This window comes from uncultured Maribacter sp. (genome assembly GCF_947500405.1).
Taxonomy (GTDB): Bacteria; Bacteroidota; Bacteroidia; order Flavobacteriales; family Flavobacteriaceae; genus Maribacter_B.
Genome location: NZ_CANMRY010000010.1, coordinates 98,024 through 117,952, shown reverse-complemented (window position 1 = coordinate 117,952; position 19,929 = coordinate 98,024). Strand labels below are relative to the sequence as shown.

Annotated in this window: 24 protein-coding genes; 16 read left to right on the top strand and 8 right to left on the bottom strand. The window is 31.2% G+C overall.

Going from position 1 to position 19,929, the window contains the following annotated elements; all coding sequences use genetic code 11:
- Positions 1 to 14 precede the first annotated feature (14 nt).
- Entirely contained in the window at positions 15 to 815 is an 801-nt protein-coding gene (locus tag Q0945_RS13690) for an RNA methyltransferase (protein WP_299435531.1), read from the bottom strand.
- A gap of 70 nt (positions 816 to 885) precedes the next feature.
- Between Q0945_RS13690 and Q0945_RS13685 the strand changes: the two genes are divergently transcribed.
- From Q0945_RS13685 to Q0945_RS13635, 11 genes are all read left to right on the top strand, one after another.
- A complete protein-coding gene (locus Q0945_RS13685; protein WP_299435529.1) occupies positions 886 to 1,692 on the top strand; it encodes a DUF6503 family protein in 807 nt (268 codons plus the stop codon).
- A 121-nt stretch (positions 1,693 to 1,813) separates the two neighbouring features.
- Complete coding sequence (locus tag Q0945_RS13680; RefSeq protein WP_299435527.1) at positions 1,814 to 2,275, top strand: (2Fe-2S)-binding protein; 462 nt, start codon at positions 1,814 to 1,816, stop codon at positions 2,273 to 2,275.
- Between the two features lie 16 nt (positions 2,276 to 2,291).
- Positions 2,292 to 4,508 (top strand): molybdopterin cofactor-binding domain-containing protein, encoded by a 2,217-nt coding sequence (locus tag Q0945_RS13675; protein ID WP_299435525.1) that lies wholly within the window; start codon positions 2,292 to 2,294, stop codon positions 4,506 to 4,508.
- 15 nt (positions 4,509 to 4,523) lie between these two features.
- On the top strand, positions 4,524 to 4,763 hold the full coding sequence (gene moaD / locus Q0945_RS13670; RefSeq protein WP_299435523.1) for a molybdopterin converting factor subunit 1: 240 nt from the start codon (positions 4,524 to 4,526) through the stop codon (positions 4,761 to 4,763).
- Complete coding sequence (locus Q0945_RS13665; RefSeq protein WP_299435521.1) at positions 4,763 to 5,182, top strand: molybdenum cofactor biosynthesis protein MoaE; 420 nt, start codon at positions 4,763 to 4,765, stop codon at positions 5,180 to 5,182. Before moaD ends, Q0945_RS13665 begins: the two co-directional genes overlap by 1 nt.
- A gap of 3 nt (positions 5,183 to 5,185) precedes the next feature.
- Positions 5,186 to 6,169 (top strand): GTP 3',8-cyclase MoaA, encoded by a 984-nt coding sequence (gene moaA, locus Q0945_RS13660; RefSeq protein ID WP_299435519.1) that lies wholly within the window; start codon positions 5,186 to 5,188, stop codon positions 6,167 to 6,169.
- Positions 6,169 to 6,642 carry a cyclic pyranopterin monophosphate synthase MoaC gene (moaC, locus tag Q0945_RS13655; protein WP_299435516.1) on the top strand — a complete coding sequence of 158 codons (474 nt, stop codon included), beginning with the start codon at positions 6,169 to 6,171 and terminating at the stop codon, positions 6,640 to 6,642. Before moaA ends, moaC begins: the two co-directional genes overlap by 1 nt.
- Positions 6,626 to 7,228, top strand: a complete 603-nt coding sequence (locus Q0945_RS13650) for an NTP transferase domain-containing protein (RefSeq protein ID WP_299435514.1) — start codon at positions 6,626 to 6,628, stop codon at positions 7,226 to 7,228. Before moaC ends, Q0945_RS13650 begins: the two co-directional genes overlap by 17 nt.
- Complete coding sequence (locus Q0945_RS13645; protein WP_299435512.1) at positions 7,225 to 8,298, top strand: HesA/MoeB/ThiF family protein; 1,074 nt, start codon at positions 7,225 to 7,227, stop codon at positions 8,296 to 8,298. Before Q0945_RS13650 ends, Q0945_RS13645 begins: the two co-directional genes overlap by 4 nt.
- Before the next feature lie 14 nt (positions 8,299 to 8,312).
- Complete coding sequence (locus Q0945_RS13640; protein WP_299435510.1) at positions 8,313 to 9,503, top strand: molybdopterin molybdotransferase MoeA; 1,191 nt, start codon at positions 8,313 to 8,315, stop codon at positions 9,501 to 9,503.
- A 167-nt stretch (positions 9,504 to 9,670) separates the two neighbouring features.
- Positions 9,671 to 10,213 (top strand): HNH endonuclease, encoded by a 543-nt coding sequence (locus tag Q0945_RS13635; RefSeq protein ID WP_299435508.1) that lies wholly within the window; start codon positions 9,671 to 9,673, stop codon positions 10,211 to 10,213.
- A gap of 12 nt (positions 10,214 to 10,225) precedes the next feature.
- On the opposite strand, the gene Q0945_RS13630 is transcribed toward Q0945_RS13635, so the two are convergent.
- On the bottom strand, positions 10,226 to 11,293 hold the full coding sequence (locus Q0945_RS13630) for a DUF3810 domain-containing protein (RefSeq protein WP_299435506.1): 1,068 nt from the start codon (positions 11,291 to 11,293) through the stop codon (positions 10,226 to 10,228).
- A gap of 112 nt (positions 11,294 to 11,405) precedes the next feature.
- Here Q0945_RS13630 and Q0945_RS13625 point away from each other — a divergent pair, with 112 nt between their 5' ends.
- Positions 11,406 to 12,866, top strand: coding sequence for an aminoacyl-histidine dipeptidase (locus tag Q0945_RS13625; protein WP_299435504.1), 1,461 nt, complete (start codon positions 11,406 to 11,408; stop codon positions 12,864 to 12,866).
- A gap of 53 nt (positions 12,867 to 12,919) precedes the next feature.
- Here the strand turns inward: Q0945_RS13625 and Q0945_RS13620 are convergent, their stop codons facing one another.
- From Q0945_RS13620 to Q0945_RS13610, 3 genes are read right to left on the bottom strand one after another with little or no spacing between them, the layout of a single operon-like run.
- Positions 12,920 to 14,026, bottom strand: coding sequence for a peptidylprolyl isomerase (locus tag Q0945_RS13620; protein ID WP_299435502.1), 1,107 nt, complete (start codon positions 14,024 to 14,026; stop codon positions 12,920 to 12,922).
- Positions 14,027 to 14,042: 16 nt separating this feature from the next.
- On the bottom strand, positions 14,043 to 14,582 hold the full coding sequence (gene gldI / locus Q0945_RS13615) for a gliding motility-associated peptidyl-prolyl isomerase GldI (protein WP_299435500.1): 540 nt from the start codon (positions 14,580 to 14,582) through the stop codon (positions 14,043 to 14,045).
- On the bottom strand, positions 14,579 to 15,595 hold the full coding sequence (locus Q0945_RS13610; protein ID WP_299435498.1) for a bifunctional oligoribonuclease/PAP phosphatase NrnA: 1,017 nt from the start codon (positions 15,593 to 15,595) through the stop codon (positions 14,579 to 14,581). The genes gldI and Q0945_RS13610 overlap by 4 nt, the downstream gene beginning before the upstream one ends.
- Positions 15,596 to 15,883: 288 nt before the next feature.
- Here Q0945_RS13610 and Q0945_RS13605 point away from each other — a divergent pair, with 288 nt between their 5' ends.
- Complete coding sequence (locus tag Q0945_RS13605) at positions 15,884 to 16,303, top strand: nucleoside-diphosphate kinase (RefSeq protein WP_299435496.1); 420 nt, start codon at positions 15,884 to 15,886, stop codon at positions 16,301 to 16,303.
- 53 nt (positions 16,304 to 16,356) lie between these two features.
- Here the strand turns inward: Q0945_RS13605 and Q0945_RS13600 are convergent, their stop codons facing one another.
- Genes Q0945_RS13600 through recF form a run of 3 tightly spaced genes read right to left on the bottom strand, consistent with a single transcriptional unit; the run spans position 16,357 to position 18,157 of the window.
- Positions 16,357 to 16,653, bottom strand: coding sequence for a DUF721 domain-containing protein (locus Q0945_RS13600; RefSeq protein WP_299435494.1), 297 nt, complete (start codon positions 16,651 to 16,653; stop codon positions 16,357 to 16,359).
- On the bottom strand, positions 16,653 to 17,075 hold the full coding sequence (locus tag Q0945_RS13595) for a hypothetical protein (protein WP_299435492.1): 423 nt from the start codon (positions 17,073 to 17,075) through the stop codon (positions 16,653 to 16,655). Before Q0945_RS13595 ends, Q0945_RS13600 begins: the two co-directional genes overlap by 1 nt.
- A gap of 2 nt (positions 17,076 to 17,077) precedes the next feature.
- The gene (gene recF, locus Q0945_RS13590; protein WP_299435490.1) at positions 17,078 to 18,157 is read right to left on the bottom strand and encodes a DNA replication and repair protein RecF; all 1,080 of its coding nucleotides are present in this window, start codon (positions 18,155 to 18,157) and stop codon (positions 17,078 to 17,080) included.
- Between the two features lie 125 nt (positions 18,158 to 18,282).
- Between recF and Q0945_RS13585 the strand changes: the two genes are divergently transcribed.
- The 3 genes from Q0945_RS13585 (at position 18,283) to Q0945_RS13575 (ending at position 19,929) form a co-directional block, all read left to right on the top strand.
- Positions 18,283 to 19,047: a tetratricopeptide repeat protein gene (locus tag Q0945_RS13585; protein WP_299435488.1), complete on the top strand. Its 765-nt coding sequence runs from the start codon at positions 18,283 to 18,285 to the stop codon at positions 19,045 to 19,047.
- 2 nt (positions 19,048 to 19,049) lie between these two features.
- Entirely contained in the window at positions 19,050 to 19,529 is a 480-nt protein-coding gene (gene ribH / locus Q0945_RS13580; protein WP_299435486.1) for a 6,7-dimethyl-8-ribityllumazine synthase, read from the top strand.
- Positions 19,530 to 19,632: 103 nt separating this feature from the next.
- The gene (locus Q0945_RS13575) at positions 19,633 to 19,929 is read left to right on the top strand and encodes a riboflavin synthase subunit beta (protein ID WP_299435631.1); all 297 of its coding nucleotides are present in this window, start codon (positions 19,633 to 19,635) and stop codon (positions 19,927 to 19,929) included.

The window sequence follows — 19,929 nt, the reverse complement described above, 5'->3', positions numbered from 1 at the left end:
ATAAATTTCTGCTATTAAGAAGATTGGCGTTGTCTTTTTGCTTCAAAAAGTATTATAGAAGCAGATACGGATACATTCATAGAGTCTATTTCACCTTCCATAGGTATAATTATATTTTTTTTAGAAGCATTTAACCAATTATCTGTTAAGCCTGTAGCTTCTGTGCCTACTACAATTGCAGTTGCATTTGTATAATCTATACTTGTGTAGTTTGTAGATGCAGTTAATGCCGCACAGTAAATAGCTATGTTTTTGGTATTTAAAAAAGAGATAATTTCACTGGTGTTAGCCATGACAACAGGTACCGTAAAAACACAACCTACGCTAGAGCGTATAATGTTAGGGTTGTACAAATCTGTTTTAGGGTTTGCAATTAAAACAGCATCTAAATTTGCAGCATCTGCTGTGCGTAATAAAGCACCAATATTTCCTGGTTTTTCAGGGGCTTCTGCAATAAGAATTAAAGGAGTTTTGTTTTTAAATTTTAAATTTTCTAAAGTATTATTTTTACTTTCAACAAGAGCAACTATACCTTCGGTTGTACCTCTATAGGCTATTTTTTGATACACTTCTTTACTTACAGAAATTACCTCTTTGGCAGCATTGTATTTTTCTAATACACTTTCTGAAAATAAAGAAGGCTCAAAAAATAAAGTAGAAATAAGATAGCCTCCTTTTAAGGCTAGTTCTAGTTCTCTTTGACCTTCTACTACAAAAAGTGCTGCTTTTTTACGTTCTCTAGATTTATCTTTGAGTAGCAATACTTTCTTAATTAAAGAATTTTGAAGGCTACTTAAATGTTTAATTTTGCTCATTATTACAAAAATAGTGTAATTCAAACTTTAATATAGTGACAATGCTAAAAATCAAAAAATTATAGAAAATATGATTAAAAAATCAATTATAGGAATATGTTTATCTGTTTTGCTTTTTTCATGTAAAGAGAATACTAAAAAAGAAGAAACAGTAAAACCAGAGAAAGAAACAATAGAAACTTCTAATCCAAATGATTATCCAGATGTTTTTAAGAAAGTTCTTAATGCTCATGGGGGATTAAATGCTTGGAAAGAATATAGTTTGCTCACTTTTGAAATTGCTAAAGAAGGATATACGGAAAAACATTCTATTGATTTAAAATCTAGGAAAGATCGGGTAGATGCGCCTGAGTATTCTATTGGTTTTGGTGGAAAAAATATATGGATGTTAAATGAGAAGCACCTTTTTAAAGGAGACCCTGTCTTTTTTCATAATTTGTACTTTTATTTTTATGCAATGCCATTTGTTTTGGCGGATAATGGAATTGTATATAGTGAGACACAAGATTTAGAATTCAAGGGAGTATCTTATCCTGGGATAAAAATAAACTTTAATTCAGGTGTAGGAACCTCTTCTAAAGACAATTACTATATACATTATAATCCAGAAACGTATAAAATGGAGTGGTTAGGCTATACGGTAACGTATAGAAGTGGTGAGGTTTCTGAAAACGTAAAGTGGATTCATTATAACAACTGGCAAACTATTAATAATGTAGTGCTTCCAAAATCTATTTCATGGTATACATATGAAGGTAGAAATTTAATAGAACCGGATCATGTTTTAGAATTTAAAAATGCAGCACTAAATTCAAATTCAATAAAAGAAGGTTATTTTAAGATGCCAAACAATGCTAAGCTTATAAATGCAAAATAAGACTATGTGTTAGTATAATTAAAAGTTAAAAGTGAATTTATACTATTTAAGTATTATTTTTTATAATAATTTTAGAGTACCTTATATAAGGTTATTTTTTATAATTCAATCTTTACTAATTATGCCAACATACAATTTAAAAGTTAACAAAAAAAAACAATTGGTAGATGCGGAATTTGATACCCCTTTATTATGGGCGCTTAGAGACCATTTAGATTTAGTAGGGACTAAATTTGGTTGTGGAATAGGGCAGTGTGGCGCTTGTACCGTACATGTAGATGGTGTGGCAACAAGGAGTTGTTTAATGCCCATTTCTGCTTTAAAAGATAAAGAAATAACAACAATAGAAGGGCTTTCAGAAAACGGTTCGCATCCAGTGCAACAAGCTTGGAAAGAAGTAGATGTGCCTCAATGTGGCTATTGCCAAGCAGGTCAAATTATGACTGCTTCGGCTTTTTTAGAAACTAATTCTAAACCTACAGAGGAAGAAATTAAAGTAGCAATGAATGGTAATATATGCCGTTGTTCTGCTTATAATCGTATACAAAAAGCAGTAGTAATTGCTTCAGAAAAAATGGGGTAACCTTAATAGCTAAAAAATGGTAATAGAAAATAAGTCTAATTTTAGTAGAAGGGGTTTTTTAAAGGCTTCCTCTTTAGCAAGTGGCGGATTATTAATTGGTTTTAACCTTTTTACTGCATGTAAACAAAAAGCAGAGCTGCCAATAGATATAACAAAATTAAGCTTTACAGATTTTAATGCATTTATTAAGATTGCGGAAAATGGTATGGTAACTATTTTTTCTCCTAATCCTGAAATTGGGCAAGGCGTAAAAACATCTATGCCTATGATTATTGCAGAAGAATTAAATGTAGCATGGAAAGATGTAGTTGTAGAGCAAGGTATTTTAGATACAGAAAATTATACAAGACAAGTTGCTGGTGGTAGTCAATCTATTCGTTTTGGTTGGGATGCTTTACGCCAAACAGGAGCTACAGCAAGGCAAATGCTAGTTAATGCTGCTGCGGAAAAATGGGGAGTTAGTGCTTCAGAATGTTCTACAAAGGAAGGGGTAATTACAAATGCAACGGGAGAAACTCTTGGGTATGGAGATGTTGTAAAAGAGGCAGCTTTATTAGAAATTCCAGAGAATGTAGCGCTTAAAGAGCCAAAAGATTATACCATAATTGGTACTAAAGCTATAAACGTTGATATAGATAAAATTGTTAGTGGAAAACCTCTTTTTGGGATGGATTATAAAGAAGAGGGAATGGTATATGCATCTGTTTTAAGACCTCCAGCTTTTGGGCAAGAATTAGAATCCTTTGATGCTACTGCTGCAAAAAGTATTAATGGTGTATTAGATGTTATTACTATTGGAGAAAAAGCAAGAAATCTTTTAAATAGCAAAAAACCAGGATGGTCTGTTAAACTTAGTAGTAGTGATAAAATTGTTGTGATTGCCACATCTACTTGGGCTGCTATGAAAGGAAAAAAAGCAATAAAAGCAGCCTGGAAAAAAGTTACGCCATTAGAAAGTACAGATGCTCATGATACAGAATTGGTAAAGTTGCTAGATGGTAAAAAGTTTAGAACTATGCGTTCTGATGGAGATGTGAAAAAAGCTTTTGCGCAAGCAGATAAAGTTTTAGAAAGAACATACGAATCTCCATTTTTGCCACATAACTGTATGGAACCTATGAATTTCTTTGCTAGTGTAGATGACGCTAAAATAAGATTAGTAGGGCCAATACAAACACCAGAAGATTTAGCAACAGCAGTTTCTACTATGTTAGATAGAAACTTGGAAGAGGTTAGTGTAGAAATGACGCGTATGGGGGGTGGTTTTGGAAGAAGACTATATGGAGATTTTGCTATGGAAGTTGCAGAGATAGCAGATGTAATTCGTAAGCCTGTTAAAATGGTTTCTTCTAGAGAAGATGACATGACAACAGGAGTATATAGACCTGCAATAAAATATAGAATTAAGGCTAGTGTAAAAAATGGAGAAATAACAGGATACCAGCTAAAAGAGGCAGCCGTTAATGGGAATATGTATGGTTTAATACCTAATTTTTTTCCAGCAGGTGCTATTGAAAATTATCAGATAGATGTAGCAAGCATAAAAAGTAATATAACTACTGGTGCATGGCGAGCTCCATATACTAATTTTTTATCTTATGCGGAACAAAGCTTTTTTGATGAATTGGCAGAAATAACAGAGAAAGACCCTGTTCAAATGCGATTAGATTTATTACAAAAAGTAAAAGGTACTAAAGATAGTAAAATTCAATATTCACCAGAACGTTTAGAAGGTGTGATAAATTTAGTAGTGGAAAAATCTGGTTATAGAACTCCAAAAGAAGGTGTTTATCAAGGTTTTTGCGCTTACTATTGTCATAATACACATGTAGCTGAGGTTGCCGATGTGGTGATGGAAAATAATAAGCCTGTAGTAAAAAATGTTACCGTAGCTGTAGATTGTGGTATAGTGGTTAATCCGCTTGGAGCAATTAATCAAATAGAAGGTGGCGTAGTAGATGGTGTTGGACATGCTATGTATGGCGATTTTAAATTTAAAGATGGTATGCCAGGTAGTAGTAATTTTGGTGCTTATCGTCTTATTCGTAATAGTGAAGCGCCAAAAGTAGCAACGTACTTTGTAGAAAATAACTTAGCACCTACTGGTTTAGGAGAGCCAACTTTACCTCCTGCAGGTGCTGCTGTTTCAATAGCAATTACTAAAGCAACTGGGAAAAGAATATATAAGCAACCATTTACTAAAAATATGGTTGCAAAAGAAATAATTGGTTAATTAAGAGATGTTAAAATGAATGTTTTGTTTTTTGGAATAGCTAGAGATATTGTGGGTACTTCCGAATTGTTAATTTCGGATTTAGTAAATAAACCTACGGTAAATGATTTAAAAGAATATTTAATGGCTAGATATTCCGAATTTTCTAAATTAACATCCTTTGCAGTAGCAGTTAATAATGAATATGCTAAAGATAATGTACCTTTAGATCAGAATGATGAAATTGCTATTATACCACCAGTAAGCGGAGGCTAATGAAGAAAATAAAAATAGAAATAGTAAATACTATAGATACTTCCAATATATATGCTCAGTTATCGCATGCACATAGTGGAGGTATTTGTGTTTTTATAGGTACGGTTAGGGAATTTACAGCCAACGAAGAAGTTATAGCCTTAGAGTTTGAAACTTATAAAACAATGGCTTTAAAAGAAATGCAAAAAATTGCAGATGAGGCTGTAAAAAAATGGAGCCTAAATAGTGTGGTTATTACGCATGCTGTTGGTGCAAAAAAAGTAGAAGAACCAGTAGTTATTGTTGGGGCCTCTTCTGCCCATAGACCAGAATGTTTTGAAGCTTGCCGTTATTTAATTGATACTTTAAAGGAACAAGTTCCTATCTGGAAAAAAGAAATGTTTAAAAATAAAGAAGTCTGGGTATCTGCCCATCCATAGTTTATGTTAGTAGATAATCATAATAGAACAATTAATTACTTGCGTTTAGCGGTAACAGACCGTTGTAATTTAAGATGCAATTATTGTATGCCTTCGGAAGGTATAAATTTTGCGCCAAACAATGCCTTATTTACAATAGAAGAATTGTCTAAGTTAAGTTCTATTCTAGTAAGTCAAGGTATAGATAAAATTAGAATTACAGGAGGAGAACCATTTGTACGTAAGGATGTAATGGTTTTATTACGCCACTTATCTAATTTAAAGGGTTTAAAAGATATATCTATAACCACTAATGCAACTGTAATTGGACCATACATAAATGAACTTAAAGAATTAGGAATTAAAAATATTAATGTAAGCTTAGATGCTATTAATAGAGATACATTTGAACGCATTACAAGAAGAAAAGAATACGAAACAGTACACGCTAATATTCTTAAGTTAATTACAGAAGGTTTTAATGTGCGTATAAATTTTATAGCACTAGAAGGTCAAAATACGCAAGATATACTTCCAATTTTAGAGTTAACTAAGGATTTTAATGTTTGTGTGCGTTTTTTAGAAGAGATGCCATTTAATGGCGGTACAAAATCATTCTCTAAATTAAAATGGGATTATAAGCACATCTTAGAACATATTAAAGAAGGTTTTCCTGATTATTTTAAATTAGAATCCGAGAAAACATCGACTTCTATTAATTATAAAATACCTGGCTACAAGGGTTCTTTTGGTATTATACCGTCTTTTAGTAGAACTTTTTGTGGTAGTTGTAATAGATTACGAATTTCTGCTACAGGAGATGTAATTACTTGTTTGTATGCAAAAGCTAGTGCTAATTTAAGAGATATTATGAGAGGCGAGAACTCTGAAAATGGAATTAAAACCGAAATTCTAAAAGCTGTTGGGAGCAGAGCTAAAACAGGTTTTGAAGCACAAGAAAAATACAAAAATGTTTTTTCTAATTCAATGACATCAATAGGAGGGTAATGAGTACTAAACTTACACATATAGATGAGGCAGGTAATGCGGTAATGGTAGATGTTTCTAATAAAGCAGAATCGCCACGTTTAGCTATTGCATCAGGAAAAGTGATTTTTCCAGAAATAGTTTTTAAAACTTTATCAGAAAATCAATTTTCTGGCAAAAAAGGAAGCATTTTACAAACTGCAATCATAGCAGGAATACAGGCAGTAAAAAAAACATCTGAGTTAATTCCGCTTTGCCATCAAATAAACCTAACAAAAGTTCATATTGACATAGAGCTAGGAGTTAATGAGTTGCTGGTTAGTTGTACCGTAAAATGTACAGAGAAAACAGGAGTAGAAATGGAAGCTTTAACAGGTGTTTCTGTGGCAGCATTAACTATTTATGATATGTGTAAAGCATTGTCTCAAGATATAATTATTTCTGAAATTAAATTAGAGAAAAAAACAGGAGGGAAAAATGATTTTGAAAGGTAAAATATATGGTTTAGTTCTATCTGGAGGTAAAAGTACCCGAATGGGACAAGATAAAGGATTGTTGTCTTATCATGGGAAGCCACAAAGAAAACATTTATATGAAATGTTAAGTTCTGTTTGCGATAAGACTTTTATGAGTATTCGTAACGAACAAGCTTCAGAAATTAATGAAGAATTTAATGTTATTATTGATAAAGACGAATATAAAGGACCTTATAATGGGCTTTTGTCTGCCTATAAAACGTATCCAGATGTTGCTTGGTTGGTTTTAGCTTGTGATTTACCTTTAATGGATGTTACTTCTTTAAAAGAATTAATTGCGTCTAGAAATTTAAATAAGAACCCTTTGTCTACAGCTTTTGCTTTAAAAGAAAGTCCGTTACCAGAACCATTATGTGCTATTTGGGAACCAGAAGCACTAAAGGAATCGGTTACTTACTTAGAAGCTGGGAATGGTAGTTGTCCACGTAAATATTTAATTAATAGTGAAGTGGAGTTAGTTTTTCCTTCTAATGAACATGTGTTGCTTAATGCAAATTCTGTAGAAGATTATAAAGAAGCATTAGAGAAAATTGCTGTCTCATGAGCCAGAATAGGTATAGTAGGCAAATTCAATTAAAAAGTTTTGGAAAGTTAGCGCAAAACAAATTAGCAAATGCTAAAGTTTTGGTAATTGGCGCTGGTGGTTTGGGTGTACCTGTTTTAACGTATTTAAATGCCATGGGAGTTGGTGAAATTGGAATTGTAGATAATGATACGGTTTCTATCACCAATTTACATAGACAAGTGTTATTTGACGAGGATGATGTAGATAAACTAAAAGTAACCGTTGCAGCTAGGAAATTAAAAGCTCAGAATTCCAATACACGAATTAAAACTTTTGCGACTTTTCTTAATGTTGAAAATGCTCTAGAAATTATTAAAAATTACGACTGCGTTGTAGATGCTTCAGACAATTTCCCAACAAGATATCTTGTAAACGATGCTTGTGTTATTCTAAATAAACCTTTTGTTTATGGTGCCTTACATGATTTTGAGGGGCAAGTAAGTGTTTTTAATGCAAATGGAGGTCCAACGTATAGGTGTTTATTCCCAACCATGCCAAAAGAAGATGCTATTCCAAATTGTAATGAGAATGGCGTTTTAGGAATACTACCAGGAATAATTGGTAACTTACAAGCTTTAGAAACGGTTAAGTTAATTACTGGTATTGGAGATTTATTATCCGGTACTTTATTAATTTTTGATGCTTTAGCGCAAAGAAGTCAAAAAATAAAATTTCCTGTTGTAGAAGAAAACTTATTAATTAAAGAATTGCAAACTAACTATGACTTTAGTTGTGAAACAATGCTAGAGTCTATTGAAGCTATTGGTTTACAAGATTTGTTAGCGGATAAAAATATACAACTTATTGATGTTAGGACTGAGAATGAATATGAAGATGAGCATCTTATTGGGGCTATAAACATTCCGTTAGATGAAATAGATGACCGATTGGAAGAACTAGATACAAATTCCCCTATTTATTTTATTTGCCAATCTGGTATACGTAGTAAAAAAGCATTGCGGATAGTAATAAAAGAGTTTCCAGAAGCTATTTGTGTTAATGTAAACGGAGGAATGAATAGTTTAAATTCCTTTGCTAATTATGCCTAATTATACTATTGCTAATGATAAATTTTGAGGAAGCCCTTAGTAAGGTTTTAGAATATGCTAAAGATTTTGGAGAAGAGACTATTACTTTAAAAAACAGTGTTGGTAGAGTATTAGCCGAAACAATTTGTGCAGATCGTGATTTTCCGCCTTTTAATCGTTCTACTAAAGATGGTATTGCACTTAATTATAAATCTATTTTAGAAGGAAAAACGGAGTTAAAAATAGAAGGTATTTGTAGTGCAGGAATTCCGCAGCAAGAATTAAAAGAAGATTATAACTGTTTAGAGATTATGACAGGAGCTGTGTTGCCTAAAAATGCAGATACCATTGTAATGTATGAACATGTTAGTATTACTGATGGAGTAGTTACAATTAATGAGATTCCAAAACAAGGAATAAATATTCATGCACAAGGAACCGATGAAAAAAAAGGGGCTGTTTTATTATTTCCTGGAACAATAATAGACGCTGCTGAGGTTGGTATTTTGGCTACGGTTGGTAAAGCTTTAGTGAAAGTTAAAAAACTTCCTAAAATAAGTGTTATTTCTACAGGAAATGAGCTTGTTCCAGTAGAAGAAAAGCCATTGCCACATCAAATTAGAAAATCTAATGTTCTTTCTATAGTTACTGCTTTGTACAAAGAGTATATTACTCCAGAACAGTTGCATTTAGTGGATAAAAAAGAAGAAATTAAAAAAAGTCTTTCTATAGCGCTTAAGAATAATGATGCTCTGTTGTTAAGCGGTGGCGTTTCTAAAGGAAAATATGATTATATCCCTGAGGTTATGGAAGAACTTGGAGTAGAAAAAGTTTTTCATAGAGTGGCGCAAAAACCAGGAAAACCTTTTTGGTTTGGTATTCATAAAGAAACAAATACGATTATATTTTCTTTTCCTGGAAATCCCGTTTCCACATTTGCTAATTACCATGTGTATTTTTTACCGTGGCTAAAAAAGAGTTTGGGATTACCGCAAGATAATTTACAAGTGCAACTGCAGGAAGAAATAGAAGCAAAACCTCCATTAGCCAAATTTGTTCAAGTAACTACTTTTTTAGAGAAAGGTATGTTTTGTGGAAAATTCATAAATGGTAACGGTTCTGGAGATTTAACAACATTACCTAGAGCTAATGGCTTTGTTTGTTTACTCCCTAGAGAAAATGTTTATAAAATAGGGGAGTTAGTACCATTTATAAAAATAAAGTAAATTATAATTATATGTTTTGTAAGATTACGTATGTTTTTTTACGTAAATAAGCTGATTTGTTTTTATTCTTTGTAAGGAAAACCTCAAATAATATTGGTATTGCAAAGAATTTTATATCTTGTTAAAATATATAAAGAAACCATTAACTATCATTGAACCCCCTAAAGATGATAAAAAGCTACAGAAAAGAAAATTGGAAAGAAATTAAGTTTGACGACAAGATTTCTAAAAACGAGAAGTACAAGATTTCAAATTTTGGAAGAATCATTAACTGTAAAGGTACTACCGAAAAACTGGTAAAAGTAACTTATATTAATGGCTATCAAAACTTGCCTTTAAAACAGGAAGTGAATAAAAAATTAACTAGTAGATATGTACATAAGTTAATTGCAGAGCATTTTCTTGAAAAAAAGGATGGAGTTTATGTAATTCATTTAAATTACGATAAAAAAGATAACAGACTAGAAAACTTAAAATGGGCTACTAAAGAAGAGAAAGAAAAACATCAATTTAGTAATCCGGAATACAAAGAAGCTTCTAAAAGACGACGATATTCTAAATTATCAGAGGCAAAAGTAAGGTTGCTAAAGAAAAAAATAAATGATCCCAATAGGCGTACTAGACTAAAAATGTTAGCAAAACAATTTGGTATTTCAGAAATGCAATTGTACAGAATTAAATCTGGAGAAAACTGGGGTTCTGTAGAATAAAGTAAAAAAAATCTATAAATTGTTTTTTTTATGATAGCTAATAATAAGGGATATAACAGAATTATAACTTTGTATCCCTTTAGTTTGATTGTTAGCTTTTAAAAAACTGTTATAGATAGATTTAAAAATAGGCTCTAAAGAATTTTCATAGGTATTCCAAAAAGTGGTCATTTCCTTATAGTTATTTCTAACCCCTGGGTTTAATTCATTTAATAGTTGCTTAACAAGCTCTGGGTTATTCTTGTTTATATTGTTTAGGCAATAGCCTAAAGCATAAGCATATGCAGAATATTTAAAATGAATGTCAGAGTTATGAACAGTAACTAAATATCCAATAAAATTAGTTTCATTTTCTGCAGAATACCCTATTTGATGCCCAATTTCATGACCAGCAACTACAGGAAATCTAAATTTAGGCAATAAAGCATTTACTTGTGCTTCATTAGTAAATGGGTTAAGGTAGCCACCATACCCCATATAGGTTAGTCCTGTGCTAAAGAGCGATTTTTTTATGCTTGGTTTTTGGTAAGATAAAAAAGGATATTTTTTATTTAATTGAACGTAACCGTCTAAAGTTTTAGAAAATATTTCTTCTTTAGTGTAAGGAAAAGTTACAGTAGTAGTAGAGTCTTTTGTGATTTTTAGTTGTGTAGCGTTAGTTTTGGCAATAAGTTTTTTTGTTAAAACTATAAGTTCTTCCTGAGAGTATTCTTCTTTTAAATTAAATTTTTTAGAAATAGGTTCTCTGTAGTAATTGAACCCCCATAAAAGATGAAAAGTAAAATACGCTATAGAAAGTATCATTATGCAGTTTATAAAAAATACTTTTAAGTTTTTTCGTAAGTACTTTCTATTTGTATAAATGTATCCTAAACCTATAAGTATTAATAAAAAATATATAATATCTCCTATAGAAAAAGGAACCCATCCAAAAAGCGATCTAAAGAAAGAGGCTATTATTGGGTATAGCCAATTACTGTAATATTTTTCTACAACTTCAGGGTAGCTTCCAATCCATTTTACAACAATAATTTGTGGTATTAATAATATGGCAATACTTTTATTTAGAGTTAATTTCAAATTATATGTTGATATTAGAAAGTTATGAATATGTAGCGTCCTTTTCAAAATTAGCTAATTTACTCGTAAGGTTGTTTATCAATCCGTATTTTTGATTGATTAAAATAAAAAAATGAGTAAAGAAATAAGAGAATTAGAACCTAAACCTGTCTGGAATAAATTTGCAGATTTAAATGCAGTTCCAAGACCTTCCAAAAAAGAAGAGCGTGTTATAAATTTTATGCTTGCTTTTGGAGAATCTTTAAATTTAGAAACTCTAAAAGATGAGATTGGTAATGTTATAATTAGAAAACCTGCTTCTAAAGGTTTTGAAAATAAGAAAATGATAACGTTACAGTCTCATTTAGATATGGTGCATCAAAAAAATAACGACACTATTTTTAATTTTGAGGAACAAGGAATAGATATGTTTGTAGAGGAAGATTGGGTAAAAGCAAAAGGCACCACTTTAGGAGCTGATAATGGGCTAGGGGTGGCAACCATAATGGCATTATTAGAAAGTAAAGATATTGAACATCCGGCTTTAGAAGCATTATTTACTATTGATGAAGAAACTGGAATGACAGGCGCGATGGGTCTTAAAGGAGGAATTTTGAAAGGAGAGATTCTATTAAATTTAGATACCGAAGAAGATGATGAAATAGGTATAGGTTGTGCTGGGGGAGTAGATATAACTGCAAAGCGTACTTATTCTGAGAAGTCTCTTCCAAGGGGAGTAGTTCCTTATAAGATTGTTGTAAACGGTCTACAAGGCGGGCACAGTGGTATGGATATTCATAAAGGATTAGGTAACGCTAATAAAATAATGAATAGAATTTTATATACCTGTAATAAGAATTATAGTATAAGAATTTCTGAAATAAATGGTGGTGGTTTGCGTAATGCAATTCCAAGAGAAAGTTCTGCAGTATTAATTGTAGATAAAGCTCATGCAAGCGCATTTAAAAAAGAAATAGAAAATTTAGCAGTTATAATAAAGCAAGAATTTAAAATAGCAGAGCCTAATCTTAATGTTGCGGTTATCGTAGTTAGAAAGCCTAAAACAGTTATGGGATTACGTCCTCAAGAAAAACTATTCAATGCTCTTTATGCTGCACATAATGGTGTTTATAGTATGAGTAATTCAATGCCGGGATTAGTAGAAACTTCTAATAATATTGCAAGTGTAACCGTTAAAAAAGGAGAAGTTGTAATAGCATGTTTAACTCGTTCTTCTGTTAACTCCTCTAAAGATGATTTGGCAAATGTGTTAACAGCTACTTTTGAAATGGCAGGTATGAATGTTTCTTTGTCTGGTGATTACCCTGGTTGGAATCCCAATCCGGATTCTGCTATATTAAAAGTTTTAGAAAATAAATATGAAGCAATTTTTAAAGAAAAACCAAATGTAGCAGCTTGCCATGCGGGTTTGGAGTGTGGTATATTAGGGAAAAACTACCCAAAAATAGATATGATAAGTTTTGGACCAACAATTAAAGGAGCACATTCTCCAGATGAGAGAGTTAGTATTTCATCAGTTCAAAAATACTGGAAGTTTGTTTTAGAGATTCTAAAAGATAGTCCAGGAAAATAATTATAAAAAAGGCTTGCATTTTGCAAGCCTTTTTTATAATATCTGGTTTTGTTTTATTCTGCAATACCAGTAATTTCTAAATCAAAAACTAAATCTGCATTAGGAGGTATAACAGCTCCTGCACCAGCTTCTCCGTATCCTAAATGTGGAGGAATAAATACACGAATTTTATCGCCAACTTTCATACTTAATAACCCTTCTTTAAATCCAGGTATTAGGGTAGCATCAGGACTATAATCCATAGGGATTGCTTCATATCCACGTCCTTTTTTTCTTCTATCGTCATATTTATTAAACTTTTTAGCAACTTCTTCATAATTACTATCAAATAAATTACCGTTGGATAAGTACCCAGCGTAAAAAACTTTTACTTTTTGACCAACTTTTGGTTTTTCGCCAGAACCTTCTTTTATAGTATAAATTTGTAATCCGCTTGGAAGTTCTGTTGCTTTTGTTTTCATTTCATTAAGCTCAGAAGCAAATTCGCTTTTCATTTTTTCAAAGGCTGCGATTTTTTCTTCTTCACCTTTAAAATAAGAACTCATAACTTTAATGGCATCAAACTTCTTTGCAAGTTTCCCATTTCTTATAATACTAACTTTATTCATGACAATACTATCTAAAGGTCTGTCAGATTGTGTTTTAACAACAGCAATAGAGTCTACTACGTCCAAACCTTCTACTACTTCACCAAAAACGGTATGTCTTCCGTTTAAAAAAGGAGTTTCTTTATGGGTTATAAAAAACTGACTTCCGTTGGTTGTTGGTCCAGAGTTAGCCATAGATAAAATACCTTTTTTACTGTGCGTTAAAGAGTCATTAAATTCATCTTTAAATTTGTATCCAGGGCTTCCTGAGCCAGTTCCAGTAGGATCGCCACCTTGAATCATAAAGTCTTTTATAACTCTATGAAAAATAATGCCGTCATAATATTTTTTTCCTTTAAACTCTTCACTTACAAATGGGCTTGTTCCTTCTGCTAAGGAAACAAAGTTAGCAACGGTAACTGGAGTTTTTTCTTGTTCTAATTTTACAATTATATCTCCTTTTGTAGTTTCTATATTTGCAAATAATCCATCTCCTAAATCTGCATGTTTTCCAGATTTACAACTTGCTATTACAAGAGTTATAACTATAAATGCATATACTTTTTTTATCATAATTTTAATTTTAAATCTATTGGTTTTCTTTTTTAATTTTTAAAATGGATATAGTTGCTTTTAAAGGAAGGTTAATTCCAATTTTTTTGTTATCACCATGATAGCCATATCCTAGTGAAGAAGGATATAAAAAGGTAGCTGTTTCATTTTCTTTTAATAGTTTAACGCTATGCCTAAGTCCTGGAAATAGTTCCTGTAAATCTACTTTGTAATTTATGGTGTCTATTTCCTTGTAGGAATAAATAGTGTCATTGTTTACATTTAAAATAGTATAGGTCATAGTAACTAAATCTTTTGGTTTGGCAGTATAGCTACTTTCGTTATTCTTATCTGTATAATAATACCATGAACCTACATCACTATGAATGTACTTATGAATGGTGTCTTTTTCAATAATCTCTTTAAAGAGTTTTTCTTCTTCTTTTAAGAGTCTTTTGTTTCTAGCAACCGATTCTTTAATTATGTTACCAGAACTTTTTTTAACAGCTCTTCTTGGTTCTGGACCTTTGCAGCTTGCTATGGCTAATAAGAATAAAATTAATGCGATATTTTTCATGCGGTTAATTCTTCTTTGTAATCTTTTAACAGGTTTTTAAAATAGTTAGTTGTTTCCTCAATAGAATCATCACTTTTACCACCTGCAGCATTAGTATGGCCACCGCCATTAAAGTGTTTTCTAGAGAATTCATTCACAGAAAAATCTCCAATGGAACGTAATGATATTTTTAAAATCCCTTCTTCTTTATTCTCTATAAAAATGACAGCAAATTTTATTCCTTCTAATGTTAGACCGTAATTTACAAATCCTTCAGTGTCTCCTTTTTGATAGTTGTAAGTGTCTAATTCTTGTTGACTTAACGTTATATATACGGTATTAAATTCTTTTAAAATTACCATATTCTTAAGAGCGCAACCAAGTAAGTGTAATCTGCTTGGCGTGTTAGCGTTGTAGATTTTTTGATGAATTTCGGTATTTTTAGCACCTTTTTTAATTAAGTCAGCAACAACCTCATGTGTTCTACTGGTGGTAGATGCAAATCTAAAAGAACCTGTATCGGTCATTATTCCAGTATAAAGGCAATTAGCAATTTTGGCATTAATCTTACTTACATCCCCTAAAAATTCAATTAAGTTATACACCATTTCGCAGGTAGAGCTCATACTAACATCAGAATACATAATACTTGCATAGTCTGCTGGTTCTTGATGGTGGTCTACCATTACAAAAGTTGCATTTGCTTGTTCTAAGAAAGGCTGCATTTGTCCTATTCTTCCTAAGTGATTAAAATCTAATGTAAAAATAATTGAGGCTTCATTAATACGGTCTTTAGATTGGTAATTTTCCTTTTCAAAATTAAGAATGTTCTCATTTCCTGGAATCCACTTTAAAAATTTAGGATAGTCATTAGGAGAAATAATGATTGCCTTGTGTCCTTTATCTTGTAAATAATGGTATAGCCCTAAGGTAGAGCCTATAGCATCTCCATCTGGATTTTTATGCGGTACGATTACAATTTTTTGAGGTGTAGAAAGTAGCGCTTTAAGCGCATTTATGTCCTTTAAATTCATGACGACGAATATACAATTTTATAAAATAAAAGGAGAAATTTTTAGGGGTCTGTTACTGTATTTTAAATCAATTTTTATGGCTAAAATGTTTTGTGTAAAGAATACTAGTTTTTATTATGGTATAGATAGTAAAGATTAAGTTTACGTGTTTTGTTATTAAATTACAAAGTTTATTATTTTGAATATTTTTTTTCTCTTTTTATATGCTTAAAATCAAGAACTAAACACTTTCTTTTATTTTTCTTGTTCGTTTATTTAAAAGCTTTATTTTTGCGCAAAAAATAAGACATGACAACAAATAGAACTTTTACAATGATTAAGCCTGATGCTGTAGAAAATGGGCATATTGGTGGTATTTTAGATAAAATCACTGCTGCAGGTTTTAAAATTGTAGCAATGAAATATACACAGTTAAGCAAAAGAGATGCAGAGGCATTTTATGCGGTACATAGTGAGCGTCCATTTTTTGGAGAGTTAGTTACTTTTATGACTAGGGGGCCAATTGTGTCTGCTATTTTAGAAAAAGAAAATGCTGTAGAAGATTTTAGAGCTTTAATTGGAGCTACTAACCCTGCTGAGGCAGCGGAAGGTACTATTCGTAAAATGTTTGCAACTAGTATTGGAGAAAATGCTGTTCATGGTTCTGATAGTGATGAAAATGCTGCTATAGAAGGAAGTTTCCATTTTTCAGGAAGAGAAATTTACTAAATATAAAAGTATATTATTTTAAAAGCTGCTTATCTTTAAATAGGCAGCTTTTTTTATCTTAAAACAAGTTTTTTAATTATTTCTTTACCTAACTCTTCATTAAGCATTGTAATAATTTTAGATTTTCCTTGGCTTAACTCATTCCTTAGTACAGAGGAAGAAAGGGAAACAAATAAAGTCTCATTTCTTAATTCTACAGCCGTGGTATAACTATTAACACCATTACCCATTAAGTTAACCCAAGCTTCCTTAACATTAACTTTGTCCATACCGCCTTGTAATTTATTTTCTTTAATAAATTCTTGTAAAGCTTCATTTAACGGTAAATTACCAAACTTGCGTTTTGCCATTATTTAGTACTATTTATAGGAGTGAATTTTTTATAGGTATACATAATTTCTTCTTCGTTTATAACAGAAAATGTGTTCTTATTTAAAGTAACCAATTTTTCTTTTCTCTTGCTAATTTCATCCAAAGAATAATTTAAGAAGAATGTTGCGTTTTCTTCTGTAATCCTAAATATTTCTGCATCGTTAGAGGTTTCATAGGTGCCATTAAATTTTGGTTGTACTTTTTTTCTGTACCCAGTAGTATCTGAAACTTGAATGTAGTCTAAGGTAGTACTCATTTTATATTCTTTAGAGGTACCGTCTTTAAAGGTTACTTTTTGTATTTCCCAATACCCATTTAGGTTTTTTATGTCATGTTTATCAATTTTAGAAGAACAGCTAGTAAAGCATAAAGCAATAAGAAAAACTAAATTTTTAAGCATACTTATAATTTAAAAATTTTATAAGATTGATGTATGTTTTTAACTAAATTTTCTGTTCTTTCTGCATGGGTATCACTAATAAAAATTTGTCCAAAACTTTCATTATCTACCAAGCTTATAATGTGAGAAACTCTGTTTTCGTCTAATTTATCAAAAATATCATCTAAAACTAAAATAGGGGTGGTTTTAGATTGTTCTTTAATAAAGTGAAATTGAGCAAATTTTAAAGCAATTAAGAAAGATTTTTGCTGTCCTTGACTACCAAATTTTTTAACAGGGTAGTTATTAATTTTAAAACTTAAATCGTCTTTGTGAATTCCGCTACTAGTATATTGCAATGCACGGTCTTTATCTACTGTAGCTTTTAATAATTGTAAAAGCGTTTGGTCTTTTAATTTACTTTCAAAAGATATAGTTACTTCTTCAGTGTTATTGGTTATGGCTTTATATTGCTCCTTAAAAATAGGAATAAAAGTATTTAAAAATTTTTGCCTTTTGTTAAATATTAATGTGCCATATTCATATAATTGCTCATTATAAACATCTAGGTTTGTAGCATCAAAAGTATGGTTAATAGCAAAGTATTTTAATAAAGAGTTTCTTTGAGATAATACCTTATTATATTTTATTAAGGTGAGTAAATATTCTTTGTCTGACTGAGAAATGACTCCGTCTATAAATTTTCTTCTAGTAACACTACCTTCTGCAATTAAATCTCTGTCATAAGGAGAAATGATTACTAAAGGCAGCAAGCCAATATGATCCGAGAAGCGTTCGTATGCTTTGCCGTTGCGTTTAATTATTTTTTTTGCTCCTTTTTTTAGACTGCTAACTATATGCTCTTCTTTTTCATTTTTTTTAAAAAAACCATCAATAACAAAAAAGTCTTCATTGTGTTTTATATTCTGAGAGGTTATTGGATTAAAATAACTTTTGCCAAAAGATAAATGGTAAATAGCATCTAGAACATTTGTTTTTCCAACACCGTTATGTCCTACAAAACAGTTGGTCTTAGTGTCAAACTCAAAATTTTCTGAACTAAAGTTTTTATAATTTATTAAGGATAATTTATGTAGATGCATACTTAATTTTCGGGTATTTTATTCTAAATTCTCATAGAAACCTGCAAAATATCGAAAAATAACGAATAAATACCCACTTGAATTTCAATAAAAACTTTATTTTTGCGCGATCAATAAAATTTAAGATGGCAACATATAAAAAACGAGGATTTAAACCTAAAAATCAAGTAGAAGAGCAACAGGTAGAGGAGCAAGAAAGCACAACTGCCGAAGTATTTAATACCCTAGATGAGAGTGCTTCTAAAAGTGAGGAATGGGTTTCTAATAATCAAAATTACATATTAGGTATTATTGGTGTAATAGCAGTTGCGGTTTTAGGATATTTAGGATACATGCAATTTGTACAGAATCCTAAGGAGGCAGATGCTGCTAATGAAATGTATTATCCACAGCAACATTTTGACCAAGCTTTAATTAGTACTACTGCAAAAGATTCATTGTTTACTTTAGCATTAAATGGTGCAGATGGTAAATATGGCTTTTTAAATATAATAGAAGAATACAATGGAACCAAAGCAGCAAATATTGCTAATTATTCTGCTGGTATGTCTTATATGAATATGCAAAAATACCAAGAGGCAATTACTTATTTAGAAAACTTTTCTTCTGATGATGCAATATTAGGTGCTTTAGCAAAAGGTGGTTTAGGAGATGCTTTTATGCAATTAGGACAAGCAAGTGATGCTTTAGGATATTATGAAAGTGCGGTAGCGCATAGCGGTAATGAATACACAGCTCCAAAATTTTTATATAAAGCAGGAGTAACTGCATTAGAGTTAAAGGAAAATGAAAAAGCTTTAAAATTCTTTCAAAGAATTAAAGATGAATTTTCTAGTTCTGATGAAGCTCGTAGTATTGATGCCTTTCTTGGAATGGCTAAAAGTGAATAAAAATGGCTACAGTAAATAAAAATTTATCTGTTTATGATAAAGAAACAATCCCAAATGCGAAAGACTTTCGATTTGGGATTGTTGTTTCTGAATGGAATACAAAAATAACTAACGGTCTTTATCTAGGAGCAGTAGAAGCTCTTAAAGATTGTGGTGCATTAGAAGGGAATATTGTTAAATGGGATGTTCCTGGTAGTTTTGAACTTATTTATGGTTCTAAAAAAATGATAGCTACGCAAAAAGTAGATGCTGTTATTGCAATTGGAAGTGTAATTCAAGGAGAGACAAAACATTTTGATTTTGTATGTAGCGGAACCGCTCAAGGCATTAAAGATTTAAATGTATTAACAGATACTCCAGTTATTTTTTGTGTGTTAACTGATAATACTTTGCAACAAGCTATTGATCGTAGTGGAGGCAAACACGGAAATAAGGGCACAGAGGCCGCAATTGCTGCAATAAAAATGGCTGCTATAGGCTAGTTTCCTGCTTTTTTAACTTCTATTACAGAAAACTTTAAAACTGTTAACAAATTTTAAGGTCCCTATTACGGCATATTTTTTGATTTTAAGTAACTTTGATACAATGGGGATGCTTAGCAAAATCACGAAATTAGGTAAGAACAAGAAATTTGGATATTCTCCTCGTTTTTATGACGATAAAGGAGAAGGGAATCCTTATGAAATTGAACATAAGTTTGATAAGTATAGGTCTACCGTAGGAAGAAATAGAGGGTTAAAAAGAAAGTTTAATAACGTTTTAGACGATGTTAAAAGAGAGGGTGACCGTAACCTTAGAAAGAGAATGGTTATTATCCTTGTAGTTTTAATCTTAATATTTTTATTTATTATTGATTTTGATTTATCCATATTTATAAGTTAG

Excerpts from the sequence above, each read along its gene's own strand:
- Q0945_RS13595 (WP_299435492.1), bottom strand. The coding sequence starts at position 17,075 with ATGCTTAAAAATTTAGTTTTTCTTATTGCTTTATGCTTTACTAGCTGT.
- Q0945_RS13585 (WP_299435488.1), top strand. The coding sequence starts at position 18,283 with ATGGCAACATATAAAAAACGAGGATTTAAACCTAAAAATCAAGTAGAA.
- Q0945_RS13610 (WP_299435498.1), bottom strand. The coding sequence starts at position 15,595 with ATGAATTTAAAGGACATAAATGCGCTTAAAGCGCTACTTTCTACACCT.
- Q0945_RS13645 (WP_299435512.1), top strand. The coding sequence starts at position 7,225 with ATGAGCCAGAATAGGTATAGTAGGCAAATTCAATTAAAAAGTTTTGGA.
- moaD (WP_299435523.1), top strand. The coding sequence starts at position 4,524 with ATGAATGTTTTGTTTTTTGGAATAGCTAGAGATATTGTGGGTACTTCC.
- Q0945_RS13635 (WP_299435508.1), top strand. The coding sequence starts at position 9,671 with ATGATAAAAAGCTACAGAAAAGAAAATTGGAAAGAAATTAAGTTTGAC.
- Q0945_RS13600 (WP_299435494.1), bottom strand. The coding sequence starts at position 16,653 with ATGGCAAAACGCAAGTTTGGTAATTTACCGTTAAATGAAGCTTTACAA.
- Q0945_RS13690 (WP_299435531.1), bottom strand. The coding sequence starts at position 815 with ATGAGCAAAATTAAACATTTAAGTAGCCTTCAAAATTCTTTAATTAAG.
- recF (WP_299435490.1), bottom strand. The coding sequence starts at position 18,157 with ATGCATCTACATAAATTATCCTTAATAAATTATAAAAACTTTAGTTCA.
- Q0945_RS13625 (WP_299435504.1), top strand. The coding sequence starts at position 11,406 with ATGAGTAAAGAAATAAGAGAATTAGAACCTAAACCTGTCTGGAATAAA.
- Q0945_RS13680 (WP_299435527.1), top strand. The coding sequence starts at position 1,814 with ATGCCAACATACAATTTAAAAGTTAACAAAAAAAAACAATTGGTAGAT.
- Q0945_RS13685 (WP_299435529.1), top strand. The coding sequence starts at position 886 with ATGATTAAAAAATCAATTATAGGAATATGTTTATCTGTTTTGCTTTTT.
- Q0945_RS13640 (WP_299435510.1), top strand. The coding sequence starts at position 8,313 with ATGATAAATTTTGAGGAAGCCCTTAGTAAGGTTTTAGAATATGCTAAA.
- Q0945_RS13665 (WP_299435521.1), top strand. The coding sequence starts at position 4,763 with ATGAAGAAAATAAAAATAGAAATAGTAAATACTATAGATACTTCCAAT.
- Q0945_RS13675 (WP_299435525.1), top strand. The coding sequence starts at position 2,292 with ATGGTAATAGAAAATAAGTCTAATTTTAGTAGAAGGGGTTTTTTAAAG.
- Q0945_RS13575 (WP_299435631.1), top strand. The coding sequence starts at position 19,633 with ATGGGGATGCTTAGCAAAATCACGAAATTAGGTAAGAACAAGAAATTT.
- gldI (WP_299435500.1), bottom strand. The coding sequence starts at position 14,582 with ATGAAAAATATCGCATTAATTTTATTCTTATTAGCCATAGCAAGCTGC.
- moaC (WP_299435516.1), top strand. The coding sequence starts at position 6,169 with ATGAGTACTAAACTTACACATATAGATGAGGCAGGTAATGCGGTAATG.
- ribH (WP_299435486.1), top strand. The coding sequence starts at position 19,050 with ATGGCTACAGTAAATAAAAATTTATCTGTTTATGATAAAGAAACAATC.
- Q0945_RS13620 (WP_299435502.1), bottom strand. The coding sequence starts at position 14,026 with ATGATAAAAAAAGTATATGCATTTATAGTTATAACTCTTGTAATAGCA.
- Q0945_RS13605 (WP_299435496.1), top strand. The coding sequence starts at position 15,884 with ATGACAACAAATAGAACTTTTACAATGATTAAGCCTGATGCTGTAGAA.
- Q0945_RS13650 (WP_299435514.1), top strand. The coding sequence starts at position 6,626 with ATGATTTTGAAAGGTAAAATATATGGTTTAGTTCTATCTGGAGGTAAA.
- moaA (WP_299435519.1), top strand. The coding sequence starts at position 5,186 with ATGTTAGTAGATAATCATAATAGAACAATTAATTACTTGCGTTTAGCG.